Origin of the sequence: Steroidobacter flavus, assembly GCF_042651805.1 — a bacterium.
Taxonomy (GTDB): Bacteria; Pseudomonadota; Gammaproteobacteria; order Steroidobacterales; family Steroidobacteraceae; genus Steroidobacter; species Steroidobacter flavus.
The window spans coordinates 13,729-31,042 of the sequence record NZ_JBHSDU010000010.1; the positions used below are offsets into that span (position 1 = coordinate 13,729).

Genomic DNA, 17,314 nt, shown 5'->3' on the forward strand with positions numbered 1-17,314 from the left:
CTTGAATGAAGATGTGCGCTTTCCGGAAAGCGCAGACTCGGTCATGAGCGGCGGGAATTGCCGAAGTCAGACATGTAGCACGCGAAACTCGAGTTCGGCGCCTTCCCGAATGGCCATTGCACGCTGACGCCAAAGCAATGCTCATCGTGGTCGCATGGTCCATTCAGTCAGCGGGCGAGGGCGACTTTTCGTCCTAACACTCCGCGCGTTCCTCCAATCATCGGAATCGATGGTATCCGTAACGCCTCGCGGCTCCGTCGAAGGCGGTCACGTCCACTACAATAAACATTCTCGCGTCGCAGACTTGCGGCTGCGCCGTTCATCCGTAACATTCTTTGCGTCCTTTGATGTCACATGAGCACCGTCCCGTTACGGAGCGCACGCGACGGCGAGGCTCGCCTCCATTTGGCGGTTTTCGGCCATGTGACCCCGGCCGTATTCCCGTATCGGGACATAGATAAGATGTTGGGTCTTTTGGCTCTCGACACATTGCGGCGTGGCCGGGTCGCTTGCTAGGCGCTTAAGTGATTGATTTACCGGGCCCCATTGTCAAAGAGATGAATTGGGTGAGCGGCTTCTCTGTTGATTTACTCTCACCCATTAGGTACCTTGTGGGTATGGTCAGTCACTCCGAGTGCGATGAGGAGATCGAAAGCGTTGCGACGCCTGGCGCTCAACTCGCCAATATCGCAACGTCTCTGGTGCGCACTCGTGAGCGCGTGCAAGCGACGGTGCACGCCAGTCTCCAGGAAGAATGGCTCGCCTCACATTCGCGAGAGTCCCCGGTGGAAGTTGCCGGGGAGGGCGCCGCGGACAGTGGCGTTGACCTGATCCTTCGCAAGGAAGGTGGTGGGGTCGTGCGGATTCAGGCGAAGAGTCGCGCCGAGGCCGCTGCGTCCAGCGCGCCCGTCTTTACTGTCAGTGGGCAACCGGGCACGGGCAACTCTCATGTTGCGCGTCGCGAGTCGCTAGATCACCGGGTCGAACTGCTCGTCGTCGGCGTTGAAGTGGATGCGATGTATGCGACGGTGCGTACTGAGCCGGTGCGTGATCGCGATCGGTACGATGTCGACGTGAACATCTCGTTGAGCGATTTGGATGGGTTTGAGGTCACCGCCTTGAAGCGGCTACTGACCGAGAAGCTGCGATCGCTCGTGACTGCCGCACGCGAAGAAAATGCCGATCGCCGCATCACACAGCTCGTGCAGGCCATCGCGCCGGAGGACCCGCTGGCGGACGTGGAGCTGCAGGTGGCTGAAAGCACGGTCGAGCTGCGCCGTGAGTTCATCGATCGGGTGCCCGTGCTCACGAGTGCCGATGTGCACAAGAATGCAGGCTTTCCGGGCTCGAATCCCTCGCAAACGGTGCTGCGGTGGCGGCGCAGTGGCAAGATCTTCGGCATCAATTACGGTGGACGCGATCTCTATCCGGCCTTTCAATTTGGTGTTGATGGTCGGCCGTTACCCATCGTGGCTGAGCTGCTTGCGATCTTGAAAGACAATCCGGATCGTACAGATTGGGATAATGCACTTTGGTTTGCCGGCGACACCGGCTGGCTCAATGGCGCCTCACCTATTGAACGTTTGCAAACCGATCCTGAATCGGTGAGGCGGGCGGCGGAACAAGAGGCTTTGAGGGATGAGTATTAATCACGTCCCTCCGCCACCCCATCCTTTTCCTCAACACATCAATTCGACGACACTGCCTGTTGGCACCGAGCTTCATCGGATCTACGGCGCCAAATTCCCGGGCAATGGTTTCAATCCGCGCGTAGACAAGCTCAATCGCTTCTCCCCGATTTTTAGCCGAGGTGAGCCGGTTCCAGTGCTCTACGCCGGTAGCACGGCCGAGACTGCCATCTATGAGACGCTGTTTCACGACGCTCATGTGAAAGGGGCGAAGCATCAGTCGCTTCCGTTGAGTGCGCTGACTCACCGACGCTACGGAAGCTGGAAGACTCAGCGCTCACTCAAGTTGGCCACGCTGCACGCACCGGACCTGGCTGGCTTCGGCGTTACCACGGACCAGCTAACAGCGACGAATTCAATTTACTACGTGCAAACGGCGCGCTGGGCGGAAGCCATTCACGACAACCACGCTGATATCGAGGGTCTTCAGTGGACATCCTATCGCGCCGACCCTGGGGTCGCTTATGTGTTATTTGGCGATCGCGTCGGCTCGGAGGATCTCTTCTGTACGGGTAATGAGGTTCTGATTCGAAGAGATGTCGCCCTCTATCGCCTCGTTCTCGAGTGCGCGGCGCGCAGCGGCGTGCGCATTGCGCGTCCTAGAATGCCCTAGCGCTCAGAGCCCTGACATAAACAACGCACTTGGCTTCTCTCATCAATAGGCAGACCGAACAGTTTCCTCTAAGCGGAGGTCATGGGTCCCAATGGGTGGTGCCGGCGTTCGGTCGCGCCCCGCAAGGGTGCGTGAATTAAAACACGTTGTTATCAATCCTCCAGCCGCTACCCTGGGATCGCCCCAGCGGACGCGAGGGTTGAAATGTTCACAGCCTCAGCGCCTAGTGCCTGATTGCGCCGTCGCGCTCCACGCGGGCGCGTGGGTTGAAACCATTGGCCACATTCGAACTGCTCCACCTCGTAAACGTCGCGCCCACGCGGCCATTGATGGGCTTAGAAAACATCCCGCCTTCTGTGGAACGGGCCACGTGGCCCTCTATCTCAATTGGCTGGTTCGCGCCGCTCGGGCCATATGCTTATAAATTTCACCGATGTATGTTGACGGCGTTGCGTCCCGCGCGGACGCGTGGATTGAAACACTCAGGGCCTGACGCGAGCGGCTTCCGCCGGCAAGGTCGCGTCCCGCGCGGACATGTGGATTGAAACTCTTGGACTTGTAAGTACGCCACCTCGAAGACCCGGTCGCGTCCCGCGCGGACGCGTGGATTGAAACCTTCCGATCACCGAGGTTTCCAACAAGCGTCTGTGTATCGCGTCCCGCGCGGGCGCGTGGATTGAAACCGATTCACCGAGCGCTCGCATCGCGCTACGATGCCGCTCGATCGTCTGTTGCCGACGCGACGGCTCGGCGATGATGTTCCGTCTGCTCGAGCGTGCCCATAGCCGATGAAACTGCGCATCTTTTCGGATCTGCATCTGGAGTTCCAGCCTTTCACGCCGCCCCACCGTGAGGCGGATGCCATCGTGCTCGCCGGGGATACGGCGGAGAAACTGGCGGGTCTCGATCGGGCGCGCGAGCAGTTTCCCACGGAGCGCATTCTTTTCGTTGCGGGCAATCACGAGTTCTACGGGATGCGATTGCCCGATGCGCTCACCGCGCTGCGCGCGCGTGCCGATGAATTGGGGATCGATTTCCTCGAGAACCGAGCCGTGGAGATCAGCGGGGTTCGCTTTCTCGGGACCTCGCTCTGGACGGACTATGCGATCGAGGCACGCAACGAAGAGGAAGCGAGCCGTGCGATGGCGGTGGCGAAGCGGAGCATGAACGACTATCGACACATTCGCTTCGGTCGGCCGCGGCGAAAAGGGCGCGATCGGATGCTGCCCGGGCACGTGCTCGCCATGCATCGTGAGTCACGTGCCTGGCTCGCATCGCAGCTGATACAGCCATTCGAGGGGCGCACGGTCGTCATCACCCATCACGGACCGCATCGCTCGAGCGTGCCCGCGCGGGCGGCGGGTGATCCATTGACACCGTGCTACGCGAGTCACCCTGCCGGAGCTCGTGCGCTCACCGGTGGATCTTTGGATCCATGGGCACATTCATGACTCACTGGACTATGGGGTCGAAGGTACACGGGTGATCTGTAATCCCCGGGGCTATGCGCCGCCCCATGACAACGCGGCCTTCGATGACGCGTTGGTCGTCGAGGTTTAGCAACCAAAGGCGTGAGTTCGCGCGTCGGCGCCTGAGGAGAGTCACGCCCCAGACCCCGGAAATCTAACGTGAGAATTTACAATTCCGGGGTTTCGGCGGCAAGGCCAACGGGCCAATTTGACGGTGTCGATGATGGAAATCCTCGCCAGCAATTTCGAGCGGCGATGAGTGACCGAGGAGGCACCGTCATAGGGACGCCTACTCAGGGCGGCCAGATCGTGCCGGGATCGGACCTATGGACCTGCGGGTGGCAAACCGAGCGTAAACATTTGACACGAGAGGCTCGCCTGGGCGGACCTCCCGCTGGAAGTGTTAGGTCTCATGCTTGCCGCTCTTTGCACCGAGGGATTTCAGCAACTCTACCATCTTGATGCTTCTGCTAGAGATTGCGAAATCTAACGCTGACCATCCATGACTATCGATGATGTTTAGGTGTGCGCCCACCGCGGCGAGGAAGTTGACGTAGTCATAGCGGTTGTACGTGACGGCGTGAAACAGTGCCGTTCGGTTCCGAATGTCACCAGCGTTGACATTGGCTCCATGAGTTAGGAGAACTTGAGCAACTTCAATTCTTCCTTTTCGACCGGACCAAATGAGTCCGGTTAAATGGTTCGAATCTCTCGCTTCCGGATCGACTCCTCGAGACAGATACTCTTCGACGATGATCGGCTTGCCTGTACTGCAGGCGTTGAAGTACTGCTGCGGGGCCGTGCGTTTCATCAATCTCAAATGTTTGAAACAGACAGAGATCGGACGAATGGCATATCAGCCGCATGATGACCAGTGCGTCACGTGCAACAAACTCTGTTTCGCTTGCTATTCGGCAAGGAGCCATTGATGCCCAATGTGATGACGAAGCCGTTCATCGGGGCCGTCAGCGCAGCTACCGGTGAGACCACTGAGGGGCCAGGCGCTGCGGCGGTCATGTCCGCTTCTGGCTGCGGATTCAGCTGGTCGATGCAACGAGTTGCTGAGGCTGCGTCCGTCCGCCGTCGCAGCGTCCACTCTAGTCGACATTCGACTGATCGCTTGGATTAGTGTCGGTCCTCGTGCTGTAGCATTGGACGTGTCGCATCGGCGAAAGGGGCTCGATGCTCATGAGCGGGCGAACTGGACGCGGTACCTGTCGCGCGCCGCCACCACGAGTGCCGATCCAAGCATTCGGAGAATGACACTCGAGGCCATGCGATGGCCATCCCTGACGTACCGTGGCAGAGGGCGGGCATCGACTTCCGGAGGTAGAAGATGAGGCAAAGTATGCACATCGAGGATATGACTTCCGAATTTACCGGGACGCTCGGTCTATCGCGGGTCGAAGGAGGGAACATGTCGCGCAGTTCGCTTGCCGTTGCGGATTATCTGATCAAGCGGCAGCGGGAACGGGGGCGTTCACTCACCCCGATGCAGTTGATCAAGCTCGTGTATATCTGCCACGGATGGAATCTGGGGGTACACAAGGAGCCACTCATCACTGAACCCATCGAGGCGTGGGCTTACGGCCCAGTGATTCGGCGTCTGTATGACGCCGTCAAGGGCTATGGAAGCAACCCCGTGGGCGAGATCAACGCCGCGATCGAGCCGCTCGAACTGAGCGACGCGGAAAAGACGCTGATCGATCGCGTCTCCGATTTCTACGGTCAGTTTTCTGGCATCCGCCTGTCTCAGATGACGCACATGCCAAACACCCCCTGGGAAATAACCAGGCGCCAACACGGGCTCAATCGGATCATCTCCAATGATCTAATCGAGGAGTTCTACGCGCGCCAGGCTGAACGCGGTGACGCAGCCGCAACTTCCTGAGCTTCCGCCGCCGCCGTCCGAGGCGGAGGTGGATTCGCTCGCGGCCAAGGAGGCGAATGCATTTGCCAACGAGACGCTGGAGCGACGGACGCGTGAGGCGGACCACCGGCGTTCCGAACGGGCAAAGTCGATCGTCGTAAATGCCATGTTGGCACTGTTCCTAATGACGTGCGTTCTTTTTGCGTTGGGCGTCGTCGGGCTCGCGTGGCACTTCCTCGCGCCTGCTTCGATGTGCTGGATGTCGCCCGACCAACTCGGCGCGTTGAAGGGGCTCGTGGCCGGTGTGATCTTGTCCGGTGGGGTGCAGGCATTGAGCAAAAAGTATCTCTCATTGGCCTGACGGATGCGTGGGCGTCGTTCTCGCTCGTGCCGCGCAGGGGCGGCCAGCGGTTCAACGTCAGGTCCGATGCCCTTTTTCGTTCCGTTCATCGGTCGCTCGAGGGCGCTTGCGCGTCAAAGGACCTCTCGCTCGGACGGGGAATGCGCGGGCGCCGAAGTGACGCCCACGCTCGCGGAAAGTCTTCGGTCTCTTGAATGACACCGTCGCGCGTCATGCACCGAGCCATCTGAATCGGTGCGGGGACCTTTCGCTGCTCTGGCGGGGTCCGCGGATTTCCATGACAGGACCGTGCTGAGGTATCCGATACCGATCAAGTGCCGTCGAGCCACGGAGCCGCGGAGCGACCAAGGGATGGAAGACGGCCTCTCGAGGACGAAGACCATGCGCTCGTATTTCTCATGGGAGCGAACGTCGATCGCGAGGAAACAACTCGTCGAGCCCGGGTGGCCGACGAGCTGCCACGTGAATCTTCTCTTGCGCCGTGGACTGTCGAGGCCGCTTACAGTGCACACTGAGGGGGCCGAAGTCGGGCTTCCGCTGCGTCATCCGGTGCCACATACGGGCCGCGTAGCGATCCTGACCGACCACCGGCAGACCCCGTCATGGCGCGATTGCGCTGCAGAAGGAATGTTTCCTGAGCAACGCCATGGTCGTCGAGGAAGAAACGACGGGTTGGCGGGACGAACGGTCTTCAGAAGTTGCAGATCCGGATGGACAGCGCCGTGGAGTTATTTCATGATCTGCGGCACAGTGCAGATGAAATAAAACTCGCTCACCGATGAGTCGACTGCCGTCGAGCTCGAGTGTGATCGTACGAGTAACGATGAGAGCGATGATCGCGAGATCGCGTGGGTGCCGGGTCTCGAGTGGCTGGGTCAGGGGCGGCAGCGACGGGGGCGCCATCGTGGCGCGCACGCCCTCGGCCTGCGAGGTGGCCGTGCGGATGCCGTGAGTAGGCGGTGAACCGTGTTCGAGTCCACGCTGCCTCGTGAGGTCCGGGCACGGGCTGGGCGTCGAGCATCGATCAAAAGAGCAGCACGAAGATTAGAAACAATAACTAACGGAAGCTTCCACGAGCAACGAAATGGACGTTCGAACGAGAGCACGTCACCTGCTGTGGACCCTCGTGGGGTTCTCGATCGTAATGACCTCGCCGCGAGCCCAAGAGGCGCCGAACGAAGTCGATCGCCCCATCCTGGTGCGTCGAATCGTGTCGAGCGACTATCGCGAGGCGGGATTCGCACAGACTCACCTGCCGATCCTGCTCAGCCGATCCATGAATCGTGCGGTCCGCGTCGAGAAGGACGCGACCGTATCGCAGATCCTGAAGGAGCAGTTCAACGTCGTCCAGGGGATCACGCCGCAGGTGTACGAGGAGATCGAAGCGCACGTCTCCCGGCTGAACGGGCTCGAGGATTTGTCGAAAGATCTGAAGGCCGGGTCGATGCTGAAATTGCCCGACTTGCCGCGCGGGGCGGAAGTGGCGTTCGATCCGAATCTGCAGGTGCCGGCGCAGGCCCAGCGATCCTTCTCGAGCAACTGGAATGCGCAACTCTTTGCGTTCACCGATCGGCCGCGATTTGCAGCCAACGTCTCTGCGACCGCGAAGACGGAACTGCAGATCCGTTTCGTCCCGCAGTCCTTCTTGAAATCACTCGAGCTACCCAGATCCACCGCCTCGCTCGGTGAATTGAACGAGCAGTACCTGCCTGGCGAGGAGTCGATGCCGCTCACGCTCGCCGACACCCTCGCGCCGCCCGCCCAAGGCGCTTGGCTCGCACCGGCGGAGGTCGTTTCCTTGCGCGCCTTTCTCGCGAGGCCCGCGAAAACGAGGCCGCTCGTCGTGATCTTCGATGATTCCTTCCCGTCACAGAAGGATTTCTCCAACGCGGCGCGGTTCGTGGTCGAGGCCTCACGCACGATTCGTTCGAAGTTTGGTCTGCAGGATGCCGCGCACGCAGACTCACCGGCGCTGCTGCAGCTCGCAAATCAGCAGGGAACGATGTTCTGCGATGAGGACTGCGAGTACCCGAAACTGAAACTGCATTCGGCGATGATCCGCCGTTCGTTGAGCGAGCTGAGCGATCTGGATCCCAATGGGCGCGTCGAGGTGATCTACCTTCCCGTCAATCTCGCTCAGACGTACGCAAAGCAGATGCTCTCGGAGATTCTGCGCGTCACGTTTCTCGCCGACTCGGTGACGGCAGGGTTGGTGTTGACGACGGAGGCGGGCGGCACCTGTCCCGCCAACGTTCCGCGCGGCAAGCCCGACTATGAGAAGGTCGATGCCGTCGTCAATCACATCCTGAGCGCGCCGAAACTCGATCTGGCGCTGCGGCCGTACCAGCCGGGCGACGTGATGATGGCGCAAACCGACCGGGCGCTCGTCGATGCGGTGGTCAACTTTTTGTGGTTGTACTCGATGGCCACGCGTCGGCCGCACTTTCTGTCGATGTCGTGGACGGCGCCGAATCTTCAGTATCCCGCGCTGTTTCGGACCAACGGTTATGGTCTGTGGTTGTCTGCGGCCGGTAACGAGCCGGGCGTCAACGTTCACCTCGCGCTTCGTCAGTTCGCCGCCCGCAGCAGCGATCCCGGCGACGTCCTCGCCGTGACGAACGTCTCGTGCGACAGCAGCACGCTGCTCGCGGACCCCGCCATTCCGGTGCTGGGTTTCTCCTTTCCAGGTCGCATCACCCCGAGCCTGTGTGGCACGAGTTTCTCGGCGCCGCGAATCGCTTGGCTGCTCGCGGCACGTGAAGCCATCAAAGGCGAATCCATTCAGCCCTGCAGCCTGTCGTGGACCCAGTGGCGAGCCGCGAAGCACACGAAGTTGCGCGGCCTTCAAGATGCGGCTCAAGCGGGGCAGGGGCGTTATGCCACCACGGTGTGGAAGCTCATCGAGGAGACGCCCCCGTGAACTCTCTCTCTCATTCAAAGAAGCACCGAACGTCACCTTGGAGGATACGGACATGGAGCACTTCTGGCTGCGGTGCGCGCGCTGCGCGCTGACCTTCGTCCTCTTCTTGCCCGCACTGACGCAGGCGGACCCGGCGAGCGACATTCAGGCGCTGAAGAATGCCAAGGAATTGCTAGAGGCGCAGACGGCGAGGGATAACGCGGAAGCCGCTGCGATCCAGGCCGCGACCAACCTCGTCAAAGCAAAAAAGGCCGCCGCCGACGCACAGGCCGGCGCCGCGGCCGATGCGACCGCGCTGCTCGCGGCGCAGACGGCGAGGGACAATGCAGAGGCCGCGGCCATCGTCGCGGCGGCAGCGTTGGCCAAGGCCAAAGCGGCAGCGCAGCTCGGCGCGAGCAGCCTCGAGGCCACGCAGGCGGCTGCCGATGCACAGGCGGTGTTGGCCGCGCAGACCGCGAAAGACACGGCGGAGGCCGGCGCGATCAATGCGGCGAGCGCTTTGTCGAAGGCGCGCGCGAGCGCGGCAAACGTCGCAGATGAGATCCGCAAGAGTGAGTATGAGCAGGACGCCGCAGTCACCAAAGCGAAGGTCGGTGCCCAGACGGCGCAACTCGAGGCGCTAAAGGCGGTGTTCGGGAACGTTCCGACGATTGGCACGGACGGCAACGTGACGATCACCGATGCGACCACCGGGGTGCTGTTGCAGACGAAGGCAGGGAGCCTCGAGGCGACCTGGAATTTCGCAACCGCTCTGTGTGCGGCACTGAAAACTGCCAAGATCGAGAACGCCTTCATCGCGCCGGTGGATCTCGACACGAAGATTCAGAGCGCCCGTCTGGTGTTGCGGGAGTTCAACGGCCTGAGCGAGAAGGTCCGCGACCCCACGAATCGGGAGCTCGTGGGGCTCGCTGGCGCACAAGCTCAGCTTGCGCCGGCGGCCATATTGGGTGCGGTATCGATGCTCGAGTATGGCGCCGGTGCCTTGCAATCGGTCGCGAAACTCTTTCGCTCCGACTACGCCGTCGCGCTCTCGACGGATGCTTCGCGTGCCGCTTGGCTCGAATATTTCATGGTGGCAGAGTGCCCCGAACAGGTGCCGCGCGCGCAGATCGAAGCTGTGGTGCGAAATCAGTCGATCGACGGCGTACTCAATAGTCTCAACCAGCTGCAGGAATTCTACAACGCGGCGGCGAACGCGAAGAGCGCGACACAAAGTGGGATCACGCGGATCGAGGCGCGACTCACGGATCTGAAGGCGAAGAAGCAAGACACCGCCGTGCTCGATGAGCAACTCGAGCGGCAACGGCACCGGCTCGAATCGATCGCGGCACTGGATGCCTGGCTGCCGCGCGTTCAGAGCTTGCTCAACACCGTCGCGAGCGCGCCCGGCGCTTTTCTCGATGCGCACACGTGGTACGCCTTTGGCGATGAAAAAAACGCGCTGAAATTGAGCAGCAAGCCACGCATCACGCTCGTGATGACGACCCAGGATGGGCAGATCACGAAGACGCACTGGCTGACGGGCAAGAAGCTCTATGCCAAGTCCGCAGGCGAGGTGATCTACCGCACGCAGAACGCCGAAGGACAGGTGCTGGCCGTCGGCTATCTCACCTCGCACGCCTCCAGCGGCAAGATCAATTTGAAAGCCACGGCGGCGCCATCGACCGCGGCAAAGCATCGATCGCTCGCCTCGGCGGACGACGTGAAAGTCGCGACGGGTGCGGTGCCCGCGTCTACTGGCAAGGGGGCGTCCACGTCAGCATCACCAGGCACCCCCGCACCGGTGCCATCCGGCAACTGATCGCAGCTGAATTCATGGAGCGTGCCACGAAGCAGCGACGCCGTCGCCGCGTACTGCCTCGCCCATTCGCTCGTCCTTGCGCCGAGGCATTGCGTTCGCCGCGCCGACTGGCGCGCGCAGACACGCCATGCGAGCGCGCTCAGCTTGTCCGCTGCCGTTTCGACAGGATCGACGCAAAGGAATTCTGGAATCTCTGGCGCTTGTTTCTGGGCGCGCGAGATGAGCGATTGTATCGGATGTGAGATCGGCTCTAGGGCGGGTGACGGGTGGCTCAAAAGACATCTCAAGACGCAGATGAGGACGCAGGCCGGGTCCGGCGTTGAATTGGCTCGGATAGTTGAAGTCTGCATTGAAGAATCGGCTCGCGTCGCGTGCCCGTTGTGCTTCGCCGATAATCTGGAAGTCTTGAGCGGCCATCGCTTCGAGTACAGCTTCGCGATAGGTGCGGCGCTGTGTGCGGGTGGCCTTTTCCGGCATCGCCACTTTAAAATCTACATCCTCAGAAAACCGCCTGATGAGACTCCATCCTATGGAAAGGGACGTGCCGCCGGAGAATATCGGTCGGATGTCTGCGTACTTGAGCTTGGACAGCACGCGGAGCGCGCGCACGACGTGCCAATCCTTCTCGACCATTTCTGACCGGGTTCCGAGGGTGCTTGCGATTTGCTCAACGAGACGCGGATCTAGCACGTTCAAAGCTCAGAGAGATACCGTTGTATCCTATCTTTCGGCGAACGCGTTTTTTTAGCGGCAACGCGACGGCCTGCTGGCTTTCACGTTGGTTCTAAAACTGCCCTCGATTGGCGCGGTGTACGACACAACCTGAGCTTTCGCGAAGTGCTCAATTTGTGGGGCGACGATCCCAAACCATTGCCATTGTGGTTCACAAAGCTATTCGATAGCAGATATCAGGTGACGCAACTGTTTGATGGAGGATTGAAGCGGCATTTCGGGCTGCAACCGCTTCCGAATGGCAGACCGGAGGTTCTCGTCTCGGTCCCTGAGCGGGCAATGCTCGAGCTCCTAAGTGACGTTGGCAAGAGTCAGTCCCTCGAAGAAGCCCGACAGATCGTTGAGAGCCTTCGCTTCCTGCGAGAGAAGGTTCTCGATGAGTTATTCGCCCACCTAGTTCGCATCAAGGTCATGCGCCTTGCCGAAACTTTGTCGAGCGAACTCGATCTTCCCTGGGCTGCGCTTGCGAAGCGCCACAGTCACCGCATAGGAGGCGGGAAGCGTTGGGTGGGGTCTCTAAAACAGGCGAACGTCTCGATCTGCGGCGCCCGTGAACGAGCAGTACGTCAACACTGTCCGACTGCTGCTTGCGATCTTGCCTGCAGTGTTTCAGTCGTCTCGCTTCGCGATGAAGGGCGGTACAGCCTTGAATGTGAGCTGGCCTGCACATGTCAGAGAACGCGAGTGGATGCGGTGAGCCGATCACGCGCGATGACGTGATCTCAATAAACGGCGATGACCTTGACTCGCTAGCGTAGCCCATCTCGTTGGAAATATTTGTTTCGTGCTGCTGGGGAGCGCAACCGACGAATGTGGGAAATCGCACATTACCCCTCTCAACCTTCATCAAGGTGATCTCCGGCCCTGGATCGCAGAGATCATACTCGCCTCGCGCCACATGGCTCTCACGCGTTGCGCCAGATTGGATTGAAGAGCGACGCCAGCCTTACGAGCCGGGGGAGAGCTTTCATGGCGTGCATGACAATCATTCACGCCATGAATGATCAACTGATTCACCTCCAGACAGCCTCATGCCGAGGCTCGAGCGAGAGCGTTCGCCATGACGCGAGTAAAACATGAACATTGGCTCGAGCGTCGCGATCCCACGCGCATCTAGAACTGCGACCAGGATCTCGTGACTAGAAGCGTTGGACCAATCGAGATTCCAATCGCTAGTGATGGGGGCTCGATGTGATCGAGCATCGCGAGCCCGTCGGGTGCGGTACTGCGTCGGGCATCCGCGCCTGAGCGTCGCGGGTTACGCCGCTCAGAGCTCATCGCGTTGAGTTTTTACCACCTCAAACCGACCGCGATACTTTTTGAGTGTCGCCAAGGCGGCGGCACGTCGCGCCTCGGCGCTCGTCGATCGCTTCGCTTTCAAGCGCGCAACGAAGTCAAGGACCTCCCGAGCGTCAGCTTCGGGCAGCGTCTTGACCGCATTGCAAGCACATCCCAGCAACGCCGGCCTCCCGCAGCGCGCTGACCCGACTCGCGGTCTGCGGGCATCGGGTATCCTGCGATTGAAACTGCCCGATGGGCGGCGGATGCACTGTCTTCGTAGAGTGCCCAAATAAGCTCAGGAGGATGGGGGTGAAGCAGCCACTCAGTGTTCGCTGTCGGCGAGCCGAAGCCGACGAAGTCGTAGACAGGACATCGGCTCCTGTGTCCGATTTCATCCTGGACGCCACGCTTGTCAGTGACGACCGCTGCCGGAGTTTGGCGACAGGAGGGCCGAATTAAGACTAAAGCGGCGACACAAATGCCATCTTGTGTCTAAAATAGCGACATAATTCACGTCTTATCCCTAAAATAGCGACACCATCAGCCTTTCTATTGCCTTCTCCTGCCGCTGCAGGCGCCTGGCCTCGGCCCAGTCATTGCCGGCGATTTTCAGCACGTCGCTGTTCTCCACTCGGCAGGGGCAATTGCAGCGGCTGGCGCCCGGCATCTATACCGACAACGTGGATGCGCCCATCGAGTCGGTCACCCGCGGGCACCTCAATGAGATCTGCGCCGTCATCATGCCTGGCTGCATTGTGTCGCTCTCTCACAAGACCGAGAACGGCCAGAGCGGAACCGACAGCTTTCGATCTGACCCACGCGCCGCTGCCTTCGCGGCTTTCACGTCGTCCGCCGAGGCGCGCGATCGATCCTTTGCCACGGTCGAGGGCGCGGCCGTCGTCACTGGCGAGGGAACTTCCACGTCAGCAGGCAGCCCCGCACCGGTGCCCTCCGGCAACTGATCGCAAGCTGAACCTCATCAGGCTTCCCACGAAGCTGCGTCTCCTCGGCGCGTGTTCCGTGGGCCATTCGTTTGTCATTGCGCCGAGGGCATTGCGTTCGCCGTCTCGGGCGGCGGTGGGCGTGCACGAAGTGGCGGAGGCAGGGTGGCAGGGTGAGGTCGAGGCACCCACCCGGTCCCTCGTGCATCCATGACGGAGTCGTCGGTCGAGGAGCGATGGCAAGAATTCGCATCATGTACGATGAGACTGCGCGCCGGATGAGGAGCATCGGCTGGTGGGGACGCCTCGATGCGATGGGTACGCGCAAAATCGTCTCGGGCCCTTTTCGATACTGCTTGCACGATAGTATGTTGTTTCTGCCGCGAGACGAATCCATCCTTGGGAAAGCTCATCGTCTGCGTTGGGGCGTGTGTCCCGAAGAAGAGTTGAGAAATTATCCCTGGCTCACCGTCTTCGATGAGGAAGCGCCACAGAATCCCTTGGAGATCGATGAGCTGTCCACGGGGATCGGATTTGCCGTCCGCTACTCCAAGCGCCATCGGGAAACAGCGGTCGGGCGCGTCCCCGTGAATTCATTCATCGCGGACGGCGTTCTGGATGCCATCAACGACGATCCGCAGGTGCTGCTCGCGCTTTCCAAAGTGGGCTTCGAAGAGCTGATCGCCGAACTCTTCGCAAGAATGGGGTTTGCCGTCGATCTGCTGCGATCCACCAAAGATGACGGGATGGATTTCATGGCGGTCTGGGATGACGAGCGGTCCGATCCCATCGTGTTGGCGGTACAGACGAAGCACCCGGATCGAAGATCCAGTGGGCGCAAGCGAACAACCTTGTCGGTGGCCACGGTGCGGGAAATCTATGGAGTGGCCAAGGCGTGGAATCTCGCAGGGGCCGTTGCAATCACGAGTAGCGCGTATTCGCCGGAAGCCAAGCGATTCGCCGAGATGAAGCCTGCGGAAATCAGCCTCGCCTCGAGGCAGGACGTTCTCGAGTGGATTCGTCGCTATCGGTGGAATCGCGATGAGTGAATGACAGGCGCGCTTCGGTGACAGCCATCGCGTCTTCCTCACGAGAATCGGCGGATGCAGGCGGGTGCGAGCGAGGAGAAGAGATTTCGAACATTGATGCGCCCCTGTGCCCATCGTTCTTCTGCTTGGCTGCGCAGCGACGACACCCTGCTCGTGGAATCGATGGTACGTCGGCTCTCCGCCCTCGGTCGCCGCAGGCGCAGGCGATCATCCACGCCGAGATTCTCTCGATGCCCATCGCGGCCCTCACACAAGGCCCTGCCATTTTTTGGGCGCCAAATCGCGCGTTGCCAGTGCTCCTAAGGATGTTCCCGCGTGAAACCGCCGAGAATATCGGTGGTGTGGAAATGTCTACTAGAGTTGACAATTTGCGTCCGCCCCGTGCTCGAGGCCTTCCTTTTGAACGTTCGGCGACTAATATTTGGTCCCGAGGCGAGCGGGACGCGCCATGCGCGTCGATGTTAGTGCTACGTGCTCGACGTCTCTGGGGCGACGGTTGTCGGCTGCCGCGCGCGGTGTCATTCGCCGAGGTCGTGCGTGCCGCGTGTGCAGTGACCAGCTACGAGCAAGGTATTTCGCAATCGAATTGACAGCCCATCGAGTGTCATGGTCAAGTTCGTCCAAAATCCCGGTCATTCTTTTCGACAAGAACGAGAAGGCGGCCGGGCGCAAAAGCCGCCGAGTGGCGGCTTTTGCATTTATGAGCCTAGTGAAGGCCAGACTTGATGCGACAGGGAGGCGACATACAACGACGCATCAGGACGCGCGTTTATATCGACGGTTACAATCTCTACTACGGTTGTCTCAAGCGCTCGGCCGACAAATGGTTGGACCCGCGGATGCTCGTCGGCTGCATTCTGTCTACCCTCAGCTACGAGCAAGACGGCGAGCTGATCGGTGATCGTTGTCAGCGGCTCACTGTAAAGTATTTCACCGCCCTCATTTTGGAGACGTTCGCAAAATCCAACGACTCGGTCGCGTGCCAGCGGCACTATCATGCGGCGCTGCTCGCCCACCTGGAGGATGATCTCGAGATCATTCAGGGCTATCACGAGGCGAGGCCTGCACGTGCTCACCGATGGGAACCGAGGAGGCCGCCGCTGACGTGCGACACGATCGAGATCTGGCGGCTCGAAGAGAAGCAGTCGGATGTGGCGCTCGCCCTGCATGCCTACAGTGATGCCATCCGCGGACAGGTCGATCAGGTCATCGTGCTGACCAACGATACCGATGTGGTCCCCGCGCTCCAAATGATCCGTGAGCATACGAATGTCATCATTGGTGTGATTGCGCCGATTCGGGTTGCGCGCGGCACCGTAAACGTGGCAATCGAACGATGCGCACACTGGACGCGAAAAAACATCGGTGATGAAGAGCTTGCACGCAGCCAACTGCCTGCGCGAGTTCGTGGCAGCGGCGGGATGATTCACAAGCCGATCGGTTGGTGCCCGCGTCCCGATTTGCTTGCGCCGGTCTTCGAGGAAGCCAAACGAGTGAAGGGTAGCGCGGGTGCGGCGCGACGTTGGCTGAATCAACCCTGCACCCATCTAGGCGGACGGATTCCAATCGAGATGTGCGCGGATGACGTCTCTGTGCTAGCACTCCAGTCCTACATGAGGCGCTACGCGAAAGAGTATGGCATCTAAAGCTCGTTCGACATGCGGCGTGGTTGTGCCTCTACGGCAGTTGGTCAGTCCGCCGAACTTCCTGCGGCACGCGTGTGACGCCGAGGTTGCGCCGGGCGGCGCGTGCCGGTATCGCTTGCGGATGCGGACTGTAGGGCAGACGCTTTCCAGTGAGATTCGCCCGACAGCGTAACGCATCCCTTGCCAACATCGATGCCGATGAGAACCCGATGCGATATCGTCATCGATTGCCCTTGTCGCTATGTTTATGGGCGGCCAGCGACTTGAGGATGAACGCGAGGATAGAAGGGGATGTGCGGCTACCGGTAGCTGGGCGGAGTTGCTCGACGAGCCGCCGGTCGCAGCGGGCCTCGACCCGGCGGATCTGTGCGCTAGTGTTCCACAAGAGTTCGCGCGCCGGGCGGCTCACGCTGCGGCCATCAGCGCGACGGTCGAGAGGTGGAAGAGCGTCGATGAGCGCCGCGGCTGTTTTGGCGATGAGCATTCGACGCTCTAAATGGCATGTCGTCATTCTTGGCATCGTCGAGCGAATCGCAAACTCGTGCTGGTTTCGAGCCACACGGCGTCGTCCGAAGAACAATGGGTAAGAACTTACCCAATGTCGGCCAAAACGGCCAATATATGACCCATCAAGGGATTGCTAGAGACATCCACAAGAGAACCCAATCGCCGGGGAAGGTGTCATGTGCGATCAGTTCGCAAGCAAGAATTGTAAATCAGCTGGGAAGCGGCTGTGAAAGCGAAGATGCGCAAGCTCGCCGAGTTGGCGAATCAAAGGTAGCTGGCCGGCGGTTCGAGTCCGCGCCCCTGAACGGCCGTGTCGCCCGGAGCAAAGACTCATCTGATTACTTGCATGAGTCCACAGTGGCATCTGATGCTAGAGATCAATCGAGCCAGCCAATTTGGTGCGACGATGTGGTCCAAATGCCGAAGAATGTTTGTT

General features: G+C 60.3%; 13 protein-coding genes and 2 pseudogenes. 12 read left to right on the plus strand and 3 right to left on the minus strand.

Annotated features, from left to right (window positions below):
- Positions 1–617: 617 nt before the first annotated feature.
- The 3 genes from ACFPN2_RS21425 to ACFPN2_RS21435 all read left to right on the plus strand — a co-directional run bounded on the left by ACFPN2_RS21425 (position 618) and on the right by ACFPN2_RS21435 (position 3,752).
- Positions 618–1,649 (plus strand): hypothetical protein, encoded by a 1,032-nt coding sequence (locus ACFPN2_RS21425; RefSeq protein WP_380600396.1) that lies wholly within the window; start codon positions 618–620, stop codon positions 1,647–1,649.
- Positions 1,639–2,301 (plus strand): RES family NAD+ phosphorylase, encoded by a 663-nt coding sequence (locus ACFPN2_RS21430; protein WP_380600398.1) that lies wholly within the window; start codon positions 1,639–1,641, stop codon positions 2,299–2,301. The genes ACFPN2_RS21425 and ACFPN2_RS21430 overlap by 11 nt, the downstream gene beginning before the upstream one ends.
- 788 nt (positions 2,302–3,089) lie before the next feature.
- Entirely contained in the window at positions 3,090–3,752 is a 663-nt protein-coding gene (locus ACFPN2_RS21435; RefSeq protein ID WP_380600400.1) for a metallophosphoesterase family protein, read from the plus strand.
- 421 nt (positions 3,753–4,173) lie between these two features.
- Here the strand turns inward: ACFPN2_RS21435 and ACFPN2_RS21440 are convergent, their stop codons facing one another.
- Entirely contained in the window at positions 4,174–4,581 is a 408-nt protein-coding gene (locus ACFPN2_RS21440; RefSeq protein WP_380600402.1) for an ankyrin repeat domain-containing protein, read from the minus strand.
- A gap of 606 nt (positions 4,582–5,187) precedes the next feature.
- Here ACFPN2_RS21440 and ACFPN2_RS21445 point away from each other — a divergent pair.
- From ACFPN2_RS21445 to ACFPN2_RS21460, 4 genes are all read left to right on the plus strand, one after another.
- A complete protein-coding gene (locus tag ACFPN2_RS21445) occupies positions 5,188–5,661 on the plus strand; it encodes a Panacea domain-containing protein (protein WP_380600404.1) in 474 nt (157 codons plus the stop codon).
- Positions 5,639–6,001, plus strand: a complete 363-nt coding sequence (locus tag ACFPN2_RS21450) for a hypothetical protein (RefSeq protein WP_380600406.1) — start codon at positions 5,639–5,641, stop codon at positions 5,999–6,001. The genes ACFPN2_RS21445 and ACFPN2_RS21450 overlap by 23 nt, the downstream gene beginning before the upstream one ends.
- Before the next feature lie 1,084 nt (positions 6,002–7,085).
- Complete coding sequence (locus tag ACFPN2_RS21455; protein ID WP_380600408.1) at positions 7,086–8,921, plus strand: hypothetical protein; 1,836 nt, start codon at positions 7,086–7,088, stop codon at positions 8,919–8,921.
- Positions 8,851–10,722: a hypothetical protein gene (locus tag ACFPN2_RS21460; RefSeq protein WP_380600410.1), complete on the plus strand. Its 1,872-nt coding sequence runs from the start codon at positions 8,851–8,853 to the stop codon at positions 10,720–10,722. Before ACFPN2_RS21455 ends, ACFPN2_RS21460 begins: the two co-directional genes overlap by 71 nt.
- Before the next feature lie 12 nt (positions 10,723–10,734).
- Here the strand turns inward: ACFPN2_RS21460 and ACFPN2_RS21465 are convergent, their stop codons facing one another.
- Positions 10,735–11,355, minus strand: coding sequence for a nucleotidyl transferase AbiEii/AbiGii toxin family protein (locus ACFPN2_RS21465; protein WP_380600412.1), 621 nt, complete (start codon positions 11,353–11,355; stop codon positions 10,735–10,737).
- Positions 11,356–11,559: 204 nt separating this feature from the next.
- Here ACFPN2_RS21465 and ACFPN2_RS21470 point away from each other — a divergent pair.
- The 5 genes and pseudogenes from ACFPN2_RS21470 to ACFPN2_RS21490 form a co-directional block, all read left to right on the plus strand.
- Positions 11,560–11,907, plus strand: a pseudogene (locus ACFPN2_RS21470) (type IV toxin-antitoxin system AbiEi family antitoxin domain-containing protein); the annotation flags it as partial.
- Positions 11,908–12,004: 97 nt separating this feature from the next.
- Positions 12,005–12,109, plus strand: a pseudogene (locus ACFPN2_RS21475) (nucleotidyl transferase AbiEii/AbiGii toxin family protein); the annotation flags it as partial.
- A gap of 1,222 nt (positions 12,110–13,331) precedes the next feature.
- Positions 13,332–13,697 carry a hypothetical protein gene (locus ACFPN2_RS21480; RefSeq protein WP_380600414.1) on the plus strand — a complete coding sequence of 122 codons (366 nt, stop codon included), beginning with the start codon at positions 13,332–13,334 and terminating at the stop codon, positions 13,695–13,697.
- A gap of 335 nt (positions 13,698–14,032) precedes the next feature.
- A complete protein-coding gene (locus ACFPN2_RS21485; protein ID WP_380600416.1) occupies positions 14,033–14,725 on the plus strand; it encodes a restriction endonuclease in 693 nt (230 codons plus the stop codon).
- A gap of 725 nt (positions 14,726–15,450) precedes the next feature.
- Positions 15,451–16,371 carry an antitoxin Xre/MbcA/ParS toxin-binding domain-containing protein gene (locus tag ACFPN2_RS21490; RefSeq protein WP_380600887.1) on the plus strand — a complete coding sequence of 307 codons (921 nt, stop codon included), beginning with the start codon at positions 15,451–15,453 and terminating at the stop codon, positions 16,369–16,371.
- 220 nt (positions 16,372–16,591) lie between these two features.
- Here the strand turns inward: ACFPN2_RS21490 and ACFPN2_RS21495 are convergent, their stop codons facing one another.
- Entirely contained in the window at positions 16,592–16,855 is a 264-nt protein-coding gene (locus ACFPN2_RS21495) for a hypothetical protein (RefSeq protein ID WP_380600418.1), read from the minus strand.
- Positions 16,856–17,314 lie beyond the last annotated feature (459 nt).